General features: G+C 41.0%; 14 protein-coding genes. All 14 read right to left on the reverse strand.

Translation table 11 applies throughout. From position 1 onward, the window contains the following. Nucleotides 1-52: 52 nt before the first annotated feature. The gene (locus tag RT761_RS13705; protein ID WP_218111982.1) at nt 53-1,819 is read right to left on the reverse strand and encodes an NADH-dependent [FeFe] hydrogenase, group A6; all 1,767 of its coding nucleotides are present in this window, start codon (nt 1,817-1,819) and stop codon (nt 53-55) included. A gap of 22 nt (nt 1,820-1,841) precedes the next feature. After that, nucleotides 1,842-3,482 (reverse strand): NADH-quinone oxidoreductase subunit NuoF, encoded by a 1,641-nt coding sequence (gene nuoF, locus RT761_RS13710; RefSeq protein ID WP_218111983.1) that lies wholly within the window; start codon nt 3,480-3,482, stop codon nt 1,842-1,844. Nucleotides 3,483-3,503: 21 nt separating this feature from the next. Further along, on the reverse strand, nt 3,504-3,980 hold the full coding sequence (nuoE, locus tag RT761_RS13715; protein ID WP_218111984.1) for an NADH-quinone oxidoreductase subunit NuoE: 477 nt from the start codon (nt 3,978-3,980) through the stop codon (nt 3,504-3,506). Beyond that, nucleotides 3,977-7,069 carry an NADH-quinone oxidoreductase subunit NuoF gene (gene nuoF, locus RT761_RS13720; protein ID WP_218111985.1) on the reverse strand — a complete coding sequence of 1,031 codons (3,093 nt, stop codon included), beginning with the start codon at nt 7,067-7,069 and terminating at the stop codon, nt 3,977-3,979. Before nuoF (RT761_RS13720) ends, nuoE (RT761_RS13715) begins: the two co-directional genes overlap by 4 nt. A 23-nt stretch (nt 7,070-7,092) precedes the next feature. Further along, complete coding sequence (locus RT761_RS13725; protein ID WP_218111986.1) at nt 7,093-7,461, reverse strand: (2Fe-2S) ferredoxin domain-containing protein; 369 nt, start codon at nt 7,459-7,461, stop codon at nt 7,093-7,095. Between the two features lie 4 nt (nt 7,462-7,465). Then, nucleotides 7,466-8,014, reverse strand: coding sequence for an ATP-binding protein (locus tag RT761_RS13730; protein ID WP_218111987.1), 549 nt, complete (start codon nt 8,012-8,014; stop codon nt 7,466-7,468). Further along, nucleotides 8,014-8,517: an NADH-quinone oxidoreductase subunit NuoE gene (gene nuoE, locus RT761_RS13735; protein WP_218111988.1), complete on the reverse strand. Its 504-nt coding sequence runs from the start codon at nt 8,515-8,517 to the stop codon at nt 8,014-8,016. Before nuoE (RT761_RS13735) ends, RT761_RS13730 begins: the two co-directional genes overlap by 1 nt. 462 nt (nt 8,518-8,979) lie before the next feature. Beyond that, the gene (locus RT761_RS13740) at nt 8,980-11,400 is read right to left on the reverse strand and encodes an ATP-dependent Clp protease ATP-binding subunit (protein ID WP_218111989.1); all 2,421 of its coding nucleotides are present in this window, start codon (nt 11,398-11,400) and stop codon (nt 8,980-8,982) included. Further along, entirely contained in the window at nt 11,397-11,747 is a 351-nt protein-coding gene (locus RT761_RS13745; protein WP_218111990.1) for a heat shock protein transcriptional repressor HspR, read from the reverse strand. Before RT761_RS13745 ends, RT761_RS13740 begins: the two co-directional genes overlap by 4 nt. A 36-nt stretch (nt 11,748-11,783) precedes the next feature. Continuing rightward, nucleotides 11,784-12,830: a DnaJ C-terminal domain-containing protein gene (locus RT761_RS13750; RefSeq protein WP_218111991.1), complete on the reverse strand. Its 1,047-nt coding sequence runs from the start codon at nt 12,828-12,830 to the stop codon at nt 11,784-11,786. Between the two features lie 122 nt (nt 12,831-12,952). Continuing rightward, on the reverse strand, nt 12,953-13,387 hold the full coding sequence (locus RT761_RS13755; protein ID WP_218111992.1) for an Hsp20/alpha crystallin family protein: 435 nt from the start codon (nt 13,385-13,387) through the stop codon (nt 12,953-12,955). A gap of 120 nt (nt 13,388-13,507) precedes the next feature. Next, the gene (locus tag RT761_RS13760; protein WP_218111993.1) at nt 13,508-14,059 is read right to left on the reverse strand and encodes an HDIG domain-containing metalloprotein; all 552 of its coding nucleotides are present in this window, start codon (nt 14,057-14,059) and stop codon (nt 13,508-13,510) included. A 3-nt stretch (nt 14,060-14,062) separates the two neighbouring features. Next, on the reverse strand, nt 14,063-15,469 hold the full coding sequence (locus RT761_RS13765) for a LysM peptidoglycan-binding domain-containing protein (protein ID WP_218111994.1): 1,407 nt from the start codon (nt 15,467-15,469) through the stop codon (nt 14,063-14,065). 4 nt (nt 15,470-15,473) lie between these two features. After that, entirely contained in the window at nt 15,474-18,620 is a 3,147-nt protein-coding gene (ileS, locus tag RT761_RS13770) for an isoleucine--tRNA ligase (protein ID WP_218111995.1), read from the reverse strand. Nucleotides 18,621-18,813 lie beyond the last annotated feature (193 nt).

Raw genomic sequence — 18,813 nt, forward strand, 5'->3', positions numbered from 1 at the left:
AACGGAATGATTAGCTTAAACAAAAATTTTTAATTGTTTAAAACCTAATTCATTACATTTTTTCCCGACAGGTGTAATGGGTATGTAATAGATGATGCGACTTTTCACTGTTCGGTTCGCCAAGAAATTCTTCATAGAGTTTCTTAATAGCTGGATTATCATGAGATTTCCGAATTGGAAGGTTTCGATCAACCTCATAAATCGCTTCAATTCTCTTCATACGAATCTCCAAATTAGTTGGGATAGGTTGACCTCCTCCACCGATACATCCTCCGGGACAAGCCATAATTTCAATAAAATGATATTTTGAGTTACCCTGATTGACTAAATCCAATACTTTCCGTGCATTTCTCAATCCATGAGCAACGGCAACATTCACCTCTAACCCACCAACTTTAATGGTTGCTTCTTTTACTCCATCGATACCGCGGACATCGGTGAAGTCAATCCGAGGTAATGTCTCTCCAGTTAAAACCTCATATACCGTTCGCAGAGCTGCTTCCATGACTCCACCGGTAGCACCAAATACCGCTGCCGCACCGGTTGAAATACCCAGGGCTGGATCAAAGTCTTCTTCAGGCATATCCTTGAGATCAATACCCTTTTCTTTGAGCATTCGAGCTGCTTCTCGGGTAGTAAGAGAATAATCGACATCCTGGTATCCGCTGGATTTCATTTCATCCCGTTGGCACTCATATTTTTTTGCAGTGCAAGGCATGATAGATACAACCACTATATTCTGAGGATCAATACCCATTTTTTGGGCATAATAGGTTTTTGCCATGGCACCAAACATTTGTTGAGGAGATTTACAGGTTGATACATTCTCCATTAGGTCCGGGTAAAAATGTTCCATAAACTTGATCCAACCTGGACTACAGGAAGTAATCAAGGGTAATTTCCCACCCTTTTTCACTCGATTGATAAATTCTGTTCCTTCTTCAAGAATAGTTAAATCTGCAGCAAAATTGGTGTCAAATACAACATCAAAACCTAAACGGCGTAAGCCAGCTACCATTTTTCCGGTTGATATACTTCCAATGGGCATCCCAAATGGCTCACCAATACTAACTCGCACCGCAGGAGCGGTTTGTAGAATAACATATTTCTCCGGATCGTCAATGGCATCCCAAACCATCTCAACATGACTTACTTCCGAAAGAGCACCGGTAGGACAAGCTAAAACACATTGACCGCAATTGATACAAACACTCTCACCCAGAGGAAGCCCCAATGAAGGACTGACATAGGTATTGAACCCACGATCGGCAAAATCAATTGCAAAAACGCTTTGAATTTCAGCGCAGGTCCGAATACATCGGCCACAAAGGATGCATCGATCAAGATCCCTTTTTACGGCCGGGCTGCTGGTATCAACCGGATGAGTTTTTCTTTCTCCCTGAAAGCGAATCTCTCGAACGCCAAATTCATAGCAAAGGCTTTGCAGTTCACAGGATTGGTTTCTATCGCAGAGCTGGCAATCTAATGGATGGTTCGATAAAATCAGTTCAAGATTAGCTTTTCGGGCTTCTCGTACTTTTTTTGAAGCCGTAAGAACTTTCATCCCTTCCCGAATTGGTGTAACACAGGAAGCAACCAAATTAGGTTGGCCTTCTACCTCAACCACACAGATTCGGCATCCACCCCAGGGCGTGAGACCATCCATGTAACAGAGGGTTGGAATATGATATCCTTCCATTCGGCAGGCTTCTAAAAGAGTTAAATTTTCTGGGACATGACATTCTCGTCCATCAATGAATATCGTTACCAGCTTTTCTGGAGATTCTTTTTCATTTCTATTTTGTATGACTTTTGCCATTCTCTTCTCTCCTTTCTCTTAATCAGACCTTCAATGATTTTATTTTTTTTGGGCTTTCCATTGGACAAACATTAAGCGGACACTGTTTTTCAATGACGTGGGACTCAAATTCCTCTCGGAAATAATCCAAGCATCGGAGTAATGGATTTGGAGCTGCTTGACCCAATCCACAGAAGGATGTTCTTTTGATATGTTCACCTAAAAACTGAAGTTTTTCTATATCGTTTTCGGTACCTTTTCCCCAAGAAATCCGTTCTAGCATCTCAACGATTCTTTTATTTCCAATTCGGCAGGGGGTACATTTCCCACATGATTCATGAAGAAAAAACTCACAGAAATTCTTTACAACATCGACTATACAATGAGTATCATCGATCACAGTCAATGCACCAGAACCAAGCGCCGATTGGTAACGAGGAAGAGTATCAAAAGCCATAGGAACATCAAGCAAATCGGGAGTCATTGTCCCACCAGAAGGACCTCCGGTTTGAACTAATTTAAGCCCACGGCCGTTTTTGATTCCCCCACCTGCTTGATAAACTAATTCTCGAAGAGTGATTCCCATGGGAACTTCAATAAGTCCCAGATTGATCACATTCCCGGTTAATGTAAACACCTTGGTTCCCGGACAGGTAGGTGTCCCAATATTTTTAAACCATTCTGGTCCATTAAGAAAAATTGGTGGAATGTTGGCAAGAGTCTCGACATTATTGATAACCGTCGGCTTTCCCCATAAACCTTTTTGAGGAGGGTAAGGCGGCTTGATTCGAGGTTCTCCTCGACCACCTTCCATCGATTCCAAAAGCGCGGTTTCTTCACCACATATATAGGCTCCTGCCCCTTTTCGAATGCCAATTCGGAAAGAAAATCCCGAATTGAGTATGTTGTCACCCAAGAGGCCGTAATCCAGAGCTTGGGAAATGGCTATTTCCAAATGACGGATACTTTCCGGGTATTCGCCTCGGACATAAATATATCCCTGATGAGCTCCCACTGCATACCCAGCAATAGCCATTGCTTCCAGGATAGAATGAGGATCTCCCTCGAGAATCAGACGATCTTTAAAGGTCCCCGGTTCACCCTCATCAGCATTACAAACTATATATTTCTCATCTCCTTGGGCTTTTAGAGTATACTCCCATTTCAATCCGGTTGGATAACCGGCACCGCCTCTACCAAGTAATCCAGAATTCTTTACTATTTGAATTGCTTCTTCAGGAGAACCAGATAATACATTTCCTAAAGCTATATATCCGTCCCGCGCAATATAATCATCAATATTGGTTGGATCAATATAGCCACTATTCCTCAAAACCACTCGCTTCTCTTGTGCTAAAGGAGAAAGAGGTTGAAAATGTTGAGGAGCGGTTTCGGTTCGACCTGAATACATAAAGTTCTTGACCGGCCTACCCTTGAGAAGGTGGTCTTCAACAATGGTTTTAACTTGATCAAGCTTGATCGGAGCATATACAACATTATCCGGAAAAATAACCACAAAAGGAGAAGGGAGCCCTGCTCCAAATGATCCGGTATCAAGAACCCGGATTTCCTGAGAAAGACCAACCCGTTCAATTTCTTTCTCAAATTTTTCTCGGACCTGAGCAGCGCCTAACACAACCGAACTACTCGTCATTTCAACCAATACATGTGCACGAAAAAGCATAGATAAAATCCCCCCTCTCGGTCATCGATATAGAGCAAATATTTCTCGAATACGTTCGGTATTTAAGTTTCCATAAGTAACATCATTAATCATCATTGCCGGTGCGACACCACAAACTCCTAGACAACTGGTAACTTCAAGGGTAAATAAACCATCCTTGGTGGTTTCGCCCTCTTTCACTCCTAATTCCCTCTTTACGGTTTCTAACACATCGGTAGCGCCTAAAACATGGCAGGGAGCATTCTTACAAATTCGAATGACATACTTCCCCACTGGTTTGGTTTCAAAAAAAGAATAAAAAGTTGCCACCCCGTATATTTTACTCGAAGGAATACCGGTTTTATGGGATATTCGTTCTAAAATATCCTTGGGGAGATAACCGTAAATTTGAGAAATATCCTCAAGTATAGCCATCAATGGGGTCTTTTCCTCTTTATATCGATCGATGATTTCATCAACCTTGGAATAGACCAATTCAGCATCTACCGTTTTGATCATTGTTCTTCCTCCTCCACAGCAACAAGTTGATGAAGCTTTTTCATCCTCTTTTCTAAATCACATCGTAAGCACCTTTCTGCTTCTCGTTTGGCATCGGCTTCACTCATACACATTTTCACTTCAGCAAAACTACAGATCCGTTCTTTCACTGGTAATTCAGATATATAAACCCTTTTTATTTCTTGAAGAACCGGTGGTTCTTCAACAGTTCTCATTCTTTCCGGTTCAGCAATATACTCTTCATCTTCATCACCTTTTAATTCTCGGAGATATTGATGAATACTATAGGCAGCCTTTTTCCCAAAAGCCATAGCATTAACAACGGTTGCTTCAGCTCCAATCATATCGCCTCCAGCAAAAATGCCTGGTCGGGAGGTGGAAAGAGAATAATGATTGACGGTAACATTCCCCCATCGATCGGATTGTAAACCGTCTCCAAGTTCATCAATTTCAGGCATTTGACCAACGGCTGGTATGACCATATCACACTCGATTATCATTTCTGCACCTTCGATTGGAGTCGGTCTTTTTCTTCCGCTTCGATCAAATTCACTCAAACGCATACGCTGCAATTTAATCGCCTTGACCTTTCCATTTTCATCTCCGACTATTTCTAACGGGGCCATCAGGTAATGGAAAATAATTCCTTCTTTCTCGGCATCTTCGATTTCTTCTGGGATGGCTGGCATTTCCGAATGGGTCCTTCGATAAACAATATTCACCTGCTCAGAACCCAGTCTTAAAAGAGTTCGAGCAGCATCCATGGCGGCATTTCCACCACCTAAGACCACAGCATTTTTAGGAACTTCAATCGTTCCTCCTAAATTGATGGTTTTTAAGAGATCGAGCGCCGGAACAACGCCATCAAATTGCTCCCCAGGAATTCCCAGAGGGGCGCTTTTCCATGCTCCAATCCCCAAAAAGACGGCATCAAACTTTTCTTGTAATTCGTTTAGGGAAATGTCTTTACCAATAGTTGTGTTTAAATGTATTTTTACACCCATTGCCCGAATCTGATCGATATCCCAGTTGAGCGGTTCCCTTGGTAGACGATAGGCTGGAATACCGGCAGCCAACATCCCTCCTGCAACCGGTAGTGATTCATAAATGGTTACCGAATATCCTTTCCTCGCTAAATAATAAGCACAGGTTAAACCAGCTGGTCCTGACCCGACTACGGCAACAGTTTCATCCCGCTTACGGTCCATCATAACCGGCAACATGATATGATTTTTCATGGCATAATCGGCCACAAAGCGTTTTAAATCGTCAATGGCTGCTGGTTCGTCAAGCTGGCCTCGTCGGCATTTCGCTTCACAGGGTCGATGACAAACTCGCCCACAAACCGACGGCAATGGATTGGATTCACGAATGACTCGGAGAGCTTCAACATACTCACCCTCTTTAATGAGCGAAATATATCCTGGTATATCAATTTCCAAAGGACAGGCATGTTGACAGGGAGATTGGAATAAAGAACGACAAACGACAGCTGGGCAGCGTTTTTCACGAATATGCATCTCATATTCTTCGCGGAAATACTTCAGGGTGCTTAAAACTGGATTGGGAGCGGTTTGCCCTAAACCGCAGAGTGCGGTATTTTTAATCTGAACTGCCAATTCTTCCAACAGCTCAATATCTCCTTCTCGACCTTGGCCTTCGGTGATTCGTTGTAAAATTTCTAACATTCGCTTGGTTCCAATTCGACAAGGAGTACATTTTCCACAGGATTCATCTTGGACAAACTCTAAAAAATACCGAGCCAAGTCCACCATGCAGGTGTCTTCATCCATGACAATCAAGCCACCGGAACCCATAATGGCTCCTAATTCTTTCAGAGAATCATAATCAATCTTTACATTCAGGAATTCTTTGGGAATGCACCCACCCGACGGGCCACCAATTTGGACAGCTTTGAACTTTTTTCCATCGCGGATGCCACCACCCAGGTCATAAACAATTTCACCAAGGGTCATTCCCATTGGAATTTCTACTAATCCGGTATTGTTAATATCGCCAGCAAGAGCAAATACCTTGGTTCCTTTGCTATTCCCGGTTCCGATGGAAGCAAACCATTCCGGACCATTATTCATTATTGATGGAATGTTCGCCCAGGTTTCAACATTGTTGATGACAGTTGGCTTATTCCATAAGCCACTTTGGGCTGGAAAAGGTGGCTTGGGTCTGGGCATTCCCCGTCGTCCTTCAACTGAAGCTATCAGTGCTGTTTCTTCTCCACAAACAAAAGCTCCAGCCCCAATACGAATTTCAACATCGAAGTCGAATCCACTGTTCATAATGTTTTTGCCAAGGAGTCCCAGCTCACGAGCTTGGTCAATTGCAATGGATAGGCGTTCAATTGCCAGCGGATACTCGGCACGCACATAAACATACCCTTGATTCGCACCAATGGAATACCCGGCAATTGCCATGGCTTCAAGAACTGAATGGGGATCGCCTTCTAAGATGCTCCGATCCATAAACGCTCCTGGATCACCTTCATCAGCATTGCAAATAATATACTTCGGAGTATCCTGGCTTTTTTTGGTCAATTCCCACTTTAATCCGGTTGGGAAGCCAGCTCCTCCTCGTCCGCGAAGCCCAGATTTTTTAACCATTTCGATAACTTCCTCGGGCTTCATCGACGATAAAACTTTTCCTAAAGCAAGATATCCATCTCGAGCAATGTATTCTTGGATATTCAGAGGGTTGATAAAACCACAATTCCGTAAGGCTATCTTAACCTGCTTTTGGAAAAAATCAATTTCTTCAATAAACTTCTTTCGCTCATCTTCGGGTCCTTGGAAAAGAAGCCGGTTGACCACTCTTCCTTTTAAAAGGTGTTCTTCGACAATTTCCTGAGCATCTTCGGGAACTAACTTTTGGTAAAAAACTCCTTCTGGATAGATGATCGCCAATGGACCCATATTACAAGGCCCAACACACCCGGTTTCTACTAACCGGACTTCATTTTCTAATCCATTTTTCTGAATTTCACGGATAAGTGCGTCTTTGACCAGCAATGCACCTGATGAAACACATGCTGCTCCAGCACATAGCAATATCTGGCTTCTTTCCATCTCAGCCATAATGTTTATCCTCCTATTAAGTTCTATCGTTCAGTATGTACGACCCATTCTCCAATGATTTGACCGTTTACCACATGGGAAGAAATGATTTGTCGCGCTTTGTCCGGTGATAAATCGCCATAATATACCTTTTCTCCGCCTTTTTCTACACTAATTAAGGGCTCCCTGTCACAGAGACCAATGCATCCGGCTTGGGTTATAATGACATTTTTTAGATTCCTTTTGGAAACTTCATCAAGAAGAGAAGACATCACTTGGCGAGCACCAGCTGCTATACCACAAGTCCCCATACAAACGACGATCTTTATATCAGCGGTTCCTTCTCGAAGTAAGGTGTTTTTTTGAGCTTCCTCTTTGATTCTCTTTAAATCTTCAATACTGGTAATTTTCATCCCCCTACACTCCTTCCTGAATTTGGTTTTCATGATATTGTATCCACTCTTTAATTCCCTGAAGAACTGGAAAAATATCTTGTGGTTCTTGAAGACCTAACTCTTGAAACATTTTTTTGGTATTAAATGACCAGCGACAATTATCCTTAACATGTTCAAACTCGATTTCAACTTCTGGATGAGAGGCAAAGAGCACCAAAAGAGTTTCGGGGAGATCGCCGAGAGGTGGAAGATCGATGTGGCTCTTTTGAAAGGTAGCTTGAATCATTGTCCCTTCCCCAGGTTGGGAAACAATATCAAGTTTACCACCACACATCGAAGCCAGTTGTTCTAAAAGAGGAATACCCATGCCCACCTTCTTGTTTTGGCCTGTAAAAAAAGGATCTCTTACTCGAGCGAGGACCTCTTTATCCATACCTTTACCGTTATCTTGAATAGTGAGAATGTATTGATTTGAGCAACTATTTTCAACAAGAGAAACATATATTTTGCTTGCATTAGCTCGTATGGAATTTTCCATAATGTCAAGGATATGCAAGGCTAACTCTTTCATTATTGATAGTTTTTAAGAATGTTGGTTATATGAGAGGGATTGACACGTTTATGGACATCGCTGTCGATACGAACTACAGGAGCCAAACCACAAGCCCCTGCACATCTCATGACTTCCAAAGAATAAAGTCCATCTTCAGTGACCTCTCCAACGTCTATTGAAAGTTCCTTTTGTAGTTGAGTAAGAATTTCCTGACCTCCCCGAACGTAACAAGCAGTTCCAAGACAAACCTGGATAACGTGCTTTCCCCGAGGTTTCATAGAGAAAAAATGATAAAACGTCACTACTCCATACACTTCACTTAAAGATATATCAAGCACTTTTGCTACTGTTCTTAAAACTGGGGGAGGAAGATATCCAATAAGATTTTGGGCAGCATGGAGTGCCTGGATAAGCATGCCAGGTTTTCCCTGATAGTCACCTAAGACATGCTCCAGTTCACTTAACTGCTCCGGAGATATTTCTAACACATTTGCTTTTTCTGGTACTTCAGTTTGGGCCACGTGTTACCCTCCTTCGTATGGTATTCTGAAACATTCGAGCAATATTATAATTCTTTTATTTAATTTTATCAAATAACCAAATCAAACTTTTGTTCCATAAAACCAGGAACCATTCAGGAACCAAATACCGTCCTCATCTTGATCCAGTATTTTTAAAATCCAGTTGTAAGAATTTCAATTTATCGCACCTGGTTAAAGTAGCGACATGCCATGGCATGTCGAATCCTTTCTATCATCGCTATCTAGTGATGCTATGCAGCATGAGGGTCGATCCTGGAAATACCATCAAATGAATTCCGCCATTGAAGGGAGTTTGGGAGATGTGCCTTTAATCCGTCATCCTTGATCCTCTTTTTCTCGCCCTGATATTGTGAAGTGGCATGAGGGGTTATTCTGTAAAAATCAATCGAGTTTGATGAGTCAAGCCCTTAAAAAAGATTTTAAAAATTGAACGGGCGCAATTCAATGCGTCCGTTCACCAGAAAATTGAATTTGTTGATCAGGACCCATTTTCACCTGTATGGTTTGTCCAGGCTGGAAAGTGCAGCGGATTAATTCGCTGGCTAATGGACTTTCTATTTTTCTTTGAATCAATCGTCTCAGTGGACGCGCCCCAAAATCAGGGTCATATCCATTTTGGGCTAAAAAGTCTTTTACTTTGTTATCAAGAACAATGTTCAAGCCTTGTTCCTGAAGTCGTTTTTCCAGATGAGACATCATTAGATCGACAATTTGATGAATTTGGTCTTTCGATAAAGGTCTGAACACGATGATTTCATCAACACGATTAACAAATTCTGGTTTGAAATGTCTTTCAACTTCCGCCAGAACTGCTTGCTTCGCCTTTTCAAATTCTCCCAACTGGTCACTGGGAAGATTTCGGAACGTCTGGCTGCCTAAATTTGAAGTCATAATAATTACTGTATTGCGAAAATCGACCGTTCTCCCTTGTCCATCAGTTAATCGCCCGTCATCTAAAATTTGCAATAAGATGTTAAAAACATCAGGGTGGGCTTTCTCTATTTCATCAAGGAGAATAACCTGATAAGGACGCCTTCTCACGATCTCAGTCAGCTGACCGCCCTCTTCATATCCTATATAGCCAGGAGGTGCTCCAATTAAACGGGATACGGTATGTTTTTCCATATATTCTGACATATCAATCCTTAGCAAGGCTTCATCGCTTCCAAACATAAATTCCGCCAATGCTTTTGCCAATTCAGTTTTCCCAACACCAGTAGGCCCAAGAAAGAGAAAAGAGCCAATTGGTCTTCTTCCTTCGGTTATGCCCGCTCGGGATCGTCGAATTGCCTCAGCAACCGCATGAATTGCTTCATCCTGTCCAACTACTCGCCGATGAAGTTCATCTTCCATGCGAAGCAATCTTTCCCTTTCCTTTTCCATGAGTTGAGTCGTGGGTATTCCAGTCCAAGAAGAAACGACCTCAGCGATATCGGAAGCTGAAACCACTTCGCTCATTTGCTGCGCTTGAAGCCACTTATCTCGTGTTTCTTGATAGCGAAGACGAAGCGCTTCGGCTTGGTCTCTCAAGGCAGCAGCTTTTTCATATTCTTGAGCCTGAACAGCTGCCATTCCTTCTTGAGCCATTTTTTGCAGCTCAAGTTCCATTTCCTTTATTTCCCGTGGAACACTTTGGATATCAATGCGTTTTTTACTGGCGGCTTCGTCTATTAAATCAATCGCTTTATCAGGAAGAAAGCGATCGCTTATAAATTTCGCCGACAACTCGGCTGCGGCGTCTAGAGCGTCATCTCCTATTTTAACTTTGTGGTAGGCTTCATATTTATCCCTCAGTCCTTGAAGAATTTTCTTGGTTTCTTCAATACTGGGCTCACCAACAAAAACCGGTTGAAAACGCCTCTCTAAAGCTGCATCTTTCTCTATATATTTTCGATATTCGTCAAGAGTAGTTGCACCTATGGTCTGCAGCTCCCCTCGCGCTAACAATGGTTTCAAGATGTTCGCAGCGTCAATGGCTCCTTCGGCTGCTCCTGCACCCACAACAGTGTGGAGTTCATCAATGAATAGAATTATTTTCCCTTCCGATTTTTGAACTTCTTCTAAAACAGCCTTTAAACGTTCTTCAAATTCTCCTCGGAATTTTGCACCTGCCAGGAGAGAACCCATATCAAGAATAACTACTCGTTTCCCCTTTAAGCTTTCTGGAACATTCCCTTGGATAATTTTTTGGGCTAATCCTTCTACGATAGCGGTTTTTCCAACTCCAGGATCCCCAATAAGAACTGGATTATTTTTCGTCCGTCGGCTTAATATTTGAATAACTCTATTCACTTCGTTATCCCGCCCTATCACTGGGTCTAACTTGCCATCTTGAGCATATTGAGTTAAATCCCTTCCATATTTTTCTAATGCCATATAACGTCCCTCCGCATAAGGATCGTCTACTTTTCTTTTGCCTCGAATTTCTTGTAGAGCTCGGTATATTTTTTCAACATCAACATTATAATTTTTTAAAATCTTGTTGCTCAAACCACTTTCCTCTTTTGCCACGGCAATTAAAAGATGCTCTACGCCAACATAAGAATCTTTTAATCTCTTAGCTTCCTCAATTGCTCCGTCTATAACCGATTTTGCTCGTGGTGTTATATAGATCTGTGCTTCACTACTTGATTGAAAATACACCGAAGATCTTTTCTCTAAAGAGGTTTCCAACTCATTTTGGATAGCTTCCGGAGAAACCTGGCAGCGTTCTAATATTTGGCCAGTAATTCCTTCCGGCTGTTTAACTAATGCTAAAAGAATATGTTCGACATCCAGCTGATTGTGATGATACTCCAATAAGATATTTTGTGCCAAATTTATGACTTCTCTGGCTTTCTCGGTAAAGTGTTCAAAGTTCATAACAAAATTTCACCCCCTTTAGAAACTCTCATTTCTAAATCTTTAATTCGATTTTTCATTTTTTTTCTTTCTTTTTCCCATTGATTTTGAATTATTTCTATTTGCTCGGTTAAATGAAGGATGATTTCAACTCCAGCTAAATTGACTCCCATGTCCTGAGTTAGAGCTTTAATCTGTCTCACTCTTTCAACATCTCGATGGGAATACAACCGGATATTTCCACGACTTCGATTTGGTTTAAGTATTCCCATTTTTTCATAGTATCGGAGAGTCTGAGGATGTAAGTTAGTCATTTGAGCAACCACTCCGATTACGAGATATTCATCCTTATGGTTATTTTTTGTCATCTTTTATACATCCTCCTTTAAATCCTTTAAGCTCCTCTATATAAACAGATGAGATCGTGGATTTTCTTTTCTCATTGCTGATAAGTCTAGAAATAATCTCTTTTCTTTTTCATCAAGATGGGTAGGTAAAACAACTCGAATTTTAACTAATTGATCACCCATTAATCCAGTTTTTCTATCTTTAATCCCCAGTCCTCGAAGCCGTAAGATCACACCATTTTGGGTTTCAGGAGGGATTTTCATCTTTACCCTTCCTTTAATGGTCGGTACCTCAACTTCAGTTCCTAATAGAGTTTCGTATAAAGTTAATGGGAGGTCGAGATGAATATCGTTCTTTTCTCTCCTAAAAAAGGGATGGGATTGGATTTTAACTACTAAATATAAATCGCGACCATTGAGTACTCCAGGCACTCTCAATTTTCCACCATCTTGAATCCCGGCAGGAATACTGATATCAACCGTCTTTTTTCTTTTGACGATCCCCCGGCCATTACAAGTAGAACAATTCTGATTCTGACCCCCACATTGAGGACAAGATTCTTCGAATTCCAAATGAAAATTCTTCCGAGTTCCTAAAATGCTTTCCATAAAGCTAATTTCTATCGGATGGGAGGAAGATTCTGCTACATGCTCTTGAGGATATCCATTCATCCAATCATTTCTTTTGGTAGAACGAAAACGAGTCGTATGAGTTCGAGCACTGGAACCTCCAAATAAATCGCCAAAAAATGTTCGGAAAAAGTCGCTGAAATCTGTCCCTTCAAAGTTGGAAGAATAGGTCTGCTGGTATGAGGTTCCACCTGATCCATATTTGTTATAATAGTCTTTCCAAAATTGCTCAGTATCTCTTTGACCATAGCTATTCCAAGCTGATCCCAGTTCATCGTATCTTTTTCGCTTTTCTGGATCGCCCAAGACTTCATAGGCTTCGTTTATTTCTTTGAAGCGCTTTTCTGCATCTTTGTTTCCGGGATTGAGGTCGGGATGATACTTGCGAGCCAATCGACGATAGGTTTTTTTTATTTCTTTATCATCAGCATTTCTATTTAAACCTAATATTTGGTAGTAATCTTTAAATTCCATGGAGTTTCATCCCCCTTACCGGAAATACTTTTTTGAAATTATTTAACACAAAGAAGGGATGGTTTTAACCATCCCTTCTTTTCTAAGCAACTTATTCTCTCAACATAACCGATTCATTCATGTTATTCAGTTTGAATGGATACCTTTCTGGGTTTTAATTCCATCGGTTTTGGTAGGTGTATTTCTAAAACCCCATCTCGATAAGAAGCTGATATTTTTTCGGTTTCAACAGGCAAATTGAGTTGAAAAGTTCTTGAAAAAGGACCTATGACTCTTTCTCTGCGCAAGTATTTTCTCTGGTTAGACTGGTCGAGCTTCTTTTCGCCCTTAAGGGTAAGTTGGTCGCCATTAATTGTGATATCAACCTCTTTTTGACTCACCCCTGGCAGATCTACCCAGAGAATAATTTCATTCTCATCTTCGGTTATATCCACCACCGGAACCCAAGCTTCATTTGGTGATGGTTGTCTCTCTCGTTGAACCAAACTGTCATCAAACAGCCGATTTATCCGATCCTGCAAAAGAGTTAAATCAGCAAAGGGATCAAAACGATTCACAATAATCACCATTCCTTTCTTTGATGTTGTTTGACTTTGACATTTAAAAGTATAAGACTTGATAAAATGATTGTCAAGGGTACAAAGGAAAAAATTTAAATGCGGGATGAAAAATTTGGTTTATAAGCCCAGTTGAGGTGATATTTTTTGCATTGCGTGCAAGGCAATCAACAAAAAATCATTCAGGTTTAACTGTAGATCATTACAAGTTTGGATTTGGTTACGGTCGGCGCCTCGAGCAAAACTCTTTTCTTTGAAGCGGTTAAATAGAAAATCAAGATCCAATCCACTAAGAGTCCGATTCGGATGTATCAGAGCACAGGCAACGATAAATCCACTAACCGGGTCCACCGCGTATAATGCTTTTTCTAAAACACTATTCGGAACATGGCCAGTTGCAGGATTGTGGGAGCGTAATGCAGCAATAACGTTATCCGAAAGACCAGCTTCACTTAATATCCGTGCGCCTTCTATACCATGGGATTCGGGGCAATCCTTAGTGATTTCATAATCTATATCGTGCAATAACCCAACCAAGGCCCACTCTTCAGGGTCTTGGTTGTAACCAGGTGCTAGATCCTTCATAATTGCTTCACAGGCTAAGCAATGTTTTAACAGATTCTGGTTCTTTAAATATTTTTTAAGCAGCGCTAAGGCATCGTTTCGATTCATCAATTATTTTCTCAGCTGACTCATTGGGTTAATTGCAGTTCCTTTTTGGCGAATTTCAAAATGGCAATGATTCCCGGTAGCATTGCCCGTTGCACCTACTCGTGCTATCGGATCGTTTTGATTGACTCTCTGACCTCTGGTTACTAAGTTGACACTGTTATGAGCATAGACAGTTTGATCACCATTGGCATGAGTAATGATTACCATTCGTCCATAATTTCCTCTGGTACCGGAAAAAGTAACTACTCCACTCTGGGCAGCTCGAATAATCGTTCCTGATGGAGCACAAATATCAATGCCGTTATGCATTCGCCCTCCGCGCATGCCAAAGGGTGAACTAACTCGTCCCATAACCGGCCAGATATATCCTCTTTGTGATTCGCCGTAACCATCAGAAACATAGGTTGGAATGCGGATCTGCTGACCTATTCTCAATCGGCTTTGCTGATTTAATCCATTAACATTCATCAATAAATCCAAAGATACTCGATAACGTCGGGCTATGGACCAGAGACTATCACCCGATTGTACCTGATAGTTTTGGTATTTGTTCGAGGTGTCTCCAGGAGAAGGTCTTTTTTCACTTGACGAAACCCAGATTTTTTGATTAATCTGTAACCGGTCAGCACTCTTCAAATTATTGACTTTCATCAAAGTATTAACACTCACTCCGTGCTTCCGGGAAATATTCCATAGGGTGTCCCCTGAAACGACTGTATAATAAAATCCTTCTTCCCCTGCGGTTTGGTTTTTCTGACCATTTTGAGCGACCAAAACCTGAGGCGCTTCATTATGCTGGGTTGGAATCTTCAATTTCATACCAACTTGGAGAATCGAATCCTCAGAAAGATTATTCGCAGTCATAATGGTTTTAATGCTAACTCCAAAAACCCTGGAGATGGTCCACAAAGAATCACCTTTCTTAATTTCATAGGATTGAATAACTGTGGTTGCCGCTTGGTTCTTCGTAGATTGGGTTGTTCCTTGATGATTTTGTGATCCAGAGATTATGATCTTTTGGCCAATCCTTAATATCGAGCTCTCGGTAAGATTGTTGTCTTTAAAAATTTTTTCCTGAGAAACACCATATTTCTTAGCAATTGACCAGATATTATCTCCGGCGCATACTGTGTGAGTAGTGGTTTCTTGGCTGCTTTCTTCCTGACTTTTATCAATTAAAATTTTTTGTCCTATTTTTAATATTGAATTTTTATTCAAGGCATTCATTTCCATTAAGCTTTCTAAGGAAACTTGATAATGTCTTGAAATACTCCATAAGTTATCTCCGGCTTGAACAGTGTGATATGTGGATGCCAAACCCTCTAGGGAAATCGCCATAAGAAACAGACCAATTAAAAAGATACCAAAAAACGACTTCACTAGAGTGGGTGATGATTTCTCATTCCACATTTTTTCACCTCTCCAAAGTCAGATTAAAAGAATATTCACCAAAGGAAAATTCACGAGTAAAAACATTTTGGAGTGAATTTTCATATAAAATTTCATAAGCTAAAGTTTCATCTTGTATAAACTGCTCATTCTCTTGAATGAGAATCCTGGCTATTTGATTGGTCCCATCATTCACTCCAATTCGGATTCGATCCTCAACTTCAAACCCAGCTTCTTTTCTTAATAACTGAATTTGATGAACTAAATCTCGAAGATATCCTTCTCTCAAGAGAAAATCATTTAATTGAGTATCAAGAACGACTGCATACCCCTCCATGCTTTCCACCGAAACCGAACCACTCGCTTTCAATAGGATATCAACTTCTTGTCGTTCAATCAACACTTTTTCCCCAGAAACGAAAATAAATAAATGTCCTTCTTCCAAAAGCTGAAGAGCAGTTTGTCGATCAACCTGAGACAGAGCGCGTGCAACCTCCTTTACCTTAGAACCATGTTTAGGGCCTAAAACCGAAAAACGAGGTTTTAAAATTAGTTCTATTCCTTCAGGAAGCGTCGCTGTCCACTGTGCTTCTTTGACATTTAACTCTTCCTGGATAATATCTTCAAATTGTATTGCTCCTTCTCGCTCTTTTTGATTCGGAATCACCAAAATCGCCTTAGACAAAGGCTGTCTAATTTTGATATTCACTTTATTCCGAACCGAACGTCCCAATATGGTAATTTTTCGAGCAACTTCCATAAAAAGAAGTAAATCGGAATCGACCCGTAAGGAATTAGATGATGGATAATCTTCAAGGTGGACGCTCTCTTTTCGATGACTATTATTTTTATTTAAACTATCATAAACCATTTCTGCAACAAAAGGGATAAAGGGAGCGACCGCTTTCGCCAATTCAGACAATATTTCATATAGGGTATAATAGGCAGCTCGTTTGTCATCGTCCCATTCAGATTTCCAAAATCTCCTTCGAGATCGGCGAATATACCAATTGCTTAAATCTTCAATTACAAAATTTTCAATCGCCTTAGCGGCTCGTGATACTTCGTAATCATCCAGCCAATCCCGAACTTGTTGAACCATGGTTTCAAAACGAGAAATTATCCATCGGTCGAGTACATTACGGTTCTTGAATTCAGTGACAACATCTGCTTTCGGTTCAAAACCATCAGCGTTAGCGTAAAGAACAAAGAAATGAAAAACATTCCAGAAAGTCGTAAAAAATTTACTATAAACTTCTCCAAGCGTTTGTTTGCCAAATCGTTTTGGCACCCATGGTGGTGATACAGAAAAAACGTACCAGCGAAGGACATCGGCGCCATAGGAAGATACCAACTCCCAAGGGCTAACCACATTCCCGATATGTTTACTCATTTTCTGCCCCTTTTCATCCAGTCCCAGTTCGGTTACTAAACAATTTTTAAAAGCTGGGCTTTGGAAAAGGATGCTGGCTAAAACATGGAGACTATAAAACCAACCCCGGGTCTGATCGATAGCTTCACAAATAAAATCAGCTGGAAAAAGACTGGAAAAACGCTCCTGATTTTCAAAAGGATAGTGATTTTGGGCAACAAACATCGCTCCCGAGTCAAACCAGCAATCAAGAACCTCTGGAGTTCTTCTCATCTCTCCTCCACACTGAGAACAGGTTAAAGTTATGGCATCGACATACGGCCGATGAAGTTCAATTTGATCTATTTGCTGATTCGCACGCTGGTTAAGTTCTTGTCTTGATCCTATAGCTTCTTGATAACCGCAGCTTTCACATTTCCAAATATTAAGAGGAGTACCCCAATATCGTTCCCGGCTTAAAGCCCAATCTACTACGTTCTCCAAGAAATTTCCAAACCTACCGCTTTGAATGTGTTCTGGATGCCAATGAACTTTAAGGTTATTTTCTAACAAAGTATTTTTAACCGCTGTAGAACGAATGAACCAACTTCCTTTGGCATAATACAGGAGTGGGGTATCGCAACGCCAACAAAAGGGATAGGTATGGCGATGGGTTTCTTGTCGATACAACTGGCCAGTTGATTGAAGATATTTTATAATTAAAGGATCAGCGTCTTTTACCCAAAGACCCTGCCAGAGTGGTACGCTTTCATCATAAGTCCCATCAGCTTTAACCGGATGGAGCACAGGAAGGTCATGGATTTGCGCCAACCTCATATCGTCTTCTCCAAAAGCTGGTGCTATGTGAACAATTCCAGTTCCTTCTTCGGTTGAAACGAAGTCTCCGTGATATACTTTATACCCTTTTTTTGCCGTTAAAAAGGCCATAAGAGGATGATAGGACATGCCAATTAGTTCTTTCCCCTTCATTTCTTTAATCAGGGTATATTCTTCAGGTTGAAACAGTACTTCCAAACGTTCACGATTGAGGATGAAATGCCTGCCGGTCTCATTTTCTTGAATTTCCACATAATTGAGGTCTTGGCCAACTGCCAATGCAACATTTGCTACCAATGTCCAGGGGGTGGTTGTCCAAACCAAGAAAAATGTATTCTCTCGATTTTGGACTTGAAAAAGAAGATAAACTGACGGATCAACTACATCTTGATAGCCCTGAGCTACCTCATGACTGGAAAGAGAAGTTCCACATCGTGAACAATAGGGTAAAACCTTATATCCTTGATAGAGAAGATTTTGATTAAAGAGCTGTTTGAGAATCCACCAAAGACTTTCAATATAATCATTATCGCAAGTCACATAGGGATGGTCCATGTCCATCCAAATCCCCATTCGTTCGGTGATCTTTTCCCATTCTTTTATATATTTCCAAATACTTTCCTGGCATTTCTGGTTAAAACGATCAATCCCATAATTTTCTATATCCTGCTTCCCAGAAAACCCCAGCATTTTTTCCACTTCCAGTTCGACAGGAAGTCCGTGGGTATCCCAACCAGCTTTACGAGGGACATAATATCCGCACATGGTTTTATAGCGGGGGATCAAATCTTTCATGCTCCTGCCAATAATATGGCCGGCATGAGGGTACCCGTTGGTGGTTGGCGGTCCTTCATAAAAAATAAAACGTTGGTTCCCTTCTCTATGTTGATAGCTTTTCTGGAATATCTTTTTCTCCCGCCAAAATTCAAGTATCTTTTCTTCGCGAAAACTTAACTCGGAGACTTTTCCTAATGATTCAAACATGTTGTCACCTGCCTGCAGTGATAAGCTGGAAAGATAGTTCGAAAGAACCTTTTTTTTATCTCTATCCGAGAAATACTTAAACAATATAACCGAATTCAGGATTTTTTGCAATTTATTAGGGTTTATAGCTGTCTCTGAAAATGACTCATTTTTTTCTGGATGGGATTCACCGTGGTAAAGTTTCTTAGGAGAA

This window comes from Atribacter laminatus, from assembly GCF_015775515.1.
Lineage (GTDB): Bacteria > Atribacterota > Atribacteria > Atribacterales > Atribacteraceae > Atribacter > Atribacter laminatus.